Consider the following 3,261-nt stretch of genomic DNA (forward strand, 5'->3'; position numbering starts at 1 on the left):
CTGTACACCCGCGCGGTGGACATCGTAGTGAGCCGGTTGCGCAAAAAGCTGGAGCCGCTGGACTGCATCAAGACATTGCGCAACGTGGGCTACTCCCTGGCTTTGCGCCGCGCTGCCCCATGAAGCAGATTTGTTCTCCCATTCAAGACCCGAACTGCCCCTGGCACCGCCGGGCGCGCCACGCGGTAGGGCATTCGCTGCGCATTCGGCTGGTGCTGGTGTTCATGGCACTGGCCGTGACTGTGGCGGTCACGTTCATGGGCGGGGTGCAAAAGGCCGTGTCCGTAGGCTGGCGCGAGGCTGCGCGGCCGCTGCTGATGGACTATGTGGACCGCCTTGCCGCCGAGATTGGCAGCCCGCCGAGCATTGAGCGTGCGCAGGCGATTGCCAATCGTCTGCCACTGACCTTGCGCGTCGACGGGCCGCAGATCCACTGGGCATCGCACCCCGACCAGCAGAACCCCGACTGGGTGAGCGACAAGGTCCGCCAGGAAGACCGCTGGACCGGGGACGAGAACGGGCACAGCCTGCTGCGCCGCACGACGGCAGATGGGCACCATATCGAGTTCGGCCTGAACGCGCTGTCCTGGGACAAGCGCCCGCGCATTGCGTGGGGCACGCTGACCGTGCTGCTGCTGCTCACGGCGCTGGCCTACGTATATGTGCGGCATCTGTTGCGTCCGCTGGACGACATCCGCCAGGGCGCGCAGCGCTTTGGCAACGGCAACTTTGCCCAGCCCATACCGGTGCGGCATGCCCACCGGCCGGACGAGCTGGGCCAGCTGGCCGAGACCATCAACACCATGGGGGATGACATCCACCAGATGTTGGAGGCCAAGCGCGCACTGTTGTTGGCGATGAGCCATGAGCTGCGCAGCCCGCTCACGCGGGCCCGCCTGAACACCGAGCTGCTGCCCGAAACGGCCGATGTGCAACCGCAGCGCCTGGCGCTGATGCGCGACCTGGGTGAAATGGCAGGCCTCATCACCGACCTGCTGGAAAGCGAGCGCCTGGCGGGCCGCCATGCGGCGCTGCACCGCGAGCCCACCGATGTCACCGAACTGGCGCGCGAAGTGGTGGCCGACCTGTGTTCCCGCCATGCCGGGGCCGCCGACATTGCCTTGCACGTGGCGCCGGACTTGCCCTCGGTGCGGCTGGACCGGTCCCGCCTGCGGCTTTTGCTGCGCAACCTGCTGGACAACAGCCTGCGCCACAGTGAGTCGGGTGCCTTCCCCCCTGAGCTGCATTTGCGGCTGGCGGATGAGGGGAGGGTGTTGGAACTGGAGGTGCGTGATCATGGGCGCGGTGTGCCCCCCGAGCACCTGCCACACCTGGCCCAGGCGTTCTACCGCCCGGACACCGCACGCCAACGTGCCACCGGCGGCGTCGGACTGGGTTTGTACCTGTGCCGGCTGGTGGCGCAGGCGCACGACGGGCAATTGCACATGCGCAATGCAGAGCCTGGCCTGTCGGTCACCGTGCGTTTGCCGGTGGTGGAATAGGTCGCGAGCCGGTGGCATAGACAGGTTGGCCTGTGCGCTGGCAGGTGGCGTCGCACCGACGCGGCCAGGCCAGCGCACAGGCCTGGTGCAATGGGGAAGTGGACATGCCAGCGGCCATGTCCGGCTTCTCAACGCAAATTGATGGCTTTTTTGCGCTGTGGTGCCGGTGTTTATTGCCCTGGTAGCTATCAAATCAGGAGTTGTTTCTGGTGCCCTGGACCACCAGAGAACACACCATCCTCCCTGGCCCCGTTCTTGCTGAAGATCGACACCCCCTCGCATGAGTCGGATTTTTCAGTGTTTACCCTGTATATACAGGTATGCTGAAACTGTCATCATGGCCTCCGGTACGCAGGTGCGTCCCGGTGGGCAGGGCCAAGGTACTTTCTTCAAACAGGAGCAGATGATGACTCGATCGGTTGTGAAATGGACGTCGCTGGCAGCGGCAGCAGCATGCATGATGGCCCTGGCCGCACCGGCCCAGGCGCAGGACACCAAGATTGTGCTGGGCATGTCCGGCTGGACAGGTTTTGCACCGCTCACGCTGGCCGACAAGGCTGGCATCTTCAAGAAGAACGGCCTGGAYGTSGAGATCAAGATGATTCCGCAGAAGGACCGSCACCTSGCSCTGGCCTCCAAGTCCATCCAGTGCGCCGCCACCACGGTSGAAACRCAYGTSGCCTGGAACGCCAACGGCGTGCCCATCGTGCAGATCTTCCAGATGGACAAGTCCTACGGCGCCGACGGCATTGCGGTGCGCGGCGACATCAAGGGCTTTGCCGACCTCAAGGGCAAGACCATCGGCGTGGATGCGCCCGGCACCGCTCCGTACTTTGGCCTGGCCTGGATGCTGAGCAAGAACGGCATGAGCCTCAAGGACGTGAAGACCACCACGCTGTCACCCCAAGCGGCCGCGCAGGCCTTCGTGGCCGGGCAAAACGATGCCGCCATGACGTACGAGCCCTACCTCTCCACCGTGCGCGACAACCCTGCGGCCGGCAAGATCTTGGCCACCACGCTCGACTACCCCATGGTGATGGACACCGTGGGCTGCGMSCCCRCCTGGCTCAAGGCCAACGGCAAGGCSGCRCAGGCRYTSGCSMACTCSTACTTCSAGGCGCTGGACATGATCAAGGCCGACCCGRCCAAGKCCAACGAGMTCATGGGYKCKGCSGTCAAGCAGACSGGCGAGCAGTTCGCCAAGTCGTCGKCCTWCCTGCGCTGGCAGGACAAGGCCGCCAACCAGAARTTCTTCGCGGGCGAGCTSACCASSTTCATGAAGGAMGCCRCGSCCATCCTGCTGGAGGCCGGCRTSATCCGCAAGGCGCCKGAAGACCTGGCCGTCACCTTCGACGCGAGCTTCATCAAGTAAATAGACGGAAGAAGAGCGCTCCATGTCCGCCGTGCAACCCCTTTCCGTTACCGAGCCAAAACCCGAGCAAAAAGCCGGACCACATGCCCCCGCGCGCCGGCGCTCGCTGGCCCCGCTGGAGCCTGTGAGAAGCAGCGCCCGGTGGATGCTCGGGCTGGCCTTCTTCGTCGTGTTCATGGCGGTGTGGGCGTTCTTCACGTTGGGCGGCTTCGTGTCGCCCACCTTCCTGGCCAGCCCCGTCACCATGGTGAAGGAAGGCTGGCTGTTGTTCACCGAGTACGGCTTCATCAAAGACATCGGCATGACCATCTGGCGTGTGGTCGGCGGCTTCATCCTTGCCGCCATCATTGCCGTGCCGTTGGGCATTGCGATGGGCGCGTACAAGGG

4 protein-coding genes are annotated in these 3,261 nt (G+C 64.7%); all 4 read left to right on the plus strand.

From position 1 onward, the window contains the following. Positions 1-123 (plus strand): winged helix-turn-helix domain-containing protein (locus AC04MI_RS24275; protein ID WP_476498936.1); only part of this gene is annotated, 123 nt, incomplete at its 5' end. Further along, the gene (locus AC04MI_RS24280; RefSeq protein WP_436077145.1) at positions 120-1,502 is read left to right on the plus strand and encodes a sensor histidine kinase; all 1,383 of its coding nucleotides are present in this window, start codon (positions 120-122) and stop codon (positions 1,500-1,502) included. The genes AC04MI_RS24275 and AC04MI_RS24280, both read left to right, overlap by 4 nt. A 406-nt stretch (positions 1,503-1,908) precedes the next feature. Next, a complete protein-coding gene (locus AC04MI_RS24285; protein WP_476498934.1) occupies positions 1,909-2,874 on the plus strand; it encodes an ABC transporter substrate-binding protein in 966 nt (321 codons plus the stop codon). 22 nt (positions 2,875-2,896) lie between these two features. Then, positions 2,897-3,261 (plus strand): ABC transporter permease (locus tag AC04MI_RS24290; protein ID WP_476498935.1); only part of this gene is annotated, 365 nt, incomplete at its 3' end.

It is taken from the genome of Acidovorax sp. LjRoot204 (genome assembly GCF_056175785.1).

Bases quoted from the DNA above. Each gene is read 5' to 3' on its own strand.
- AC04MI_RS24280 (WP_436077145.1), top strand. From the start codon at position 120: ATGAAGCAGATTTGTTCTCCCATTCAAGACCCGAACTGCCCCTGGCAC.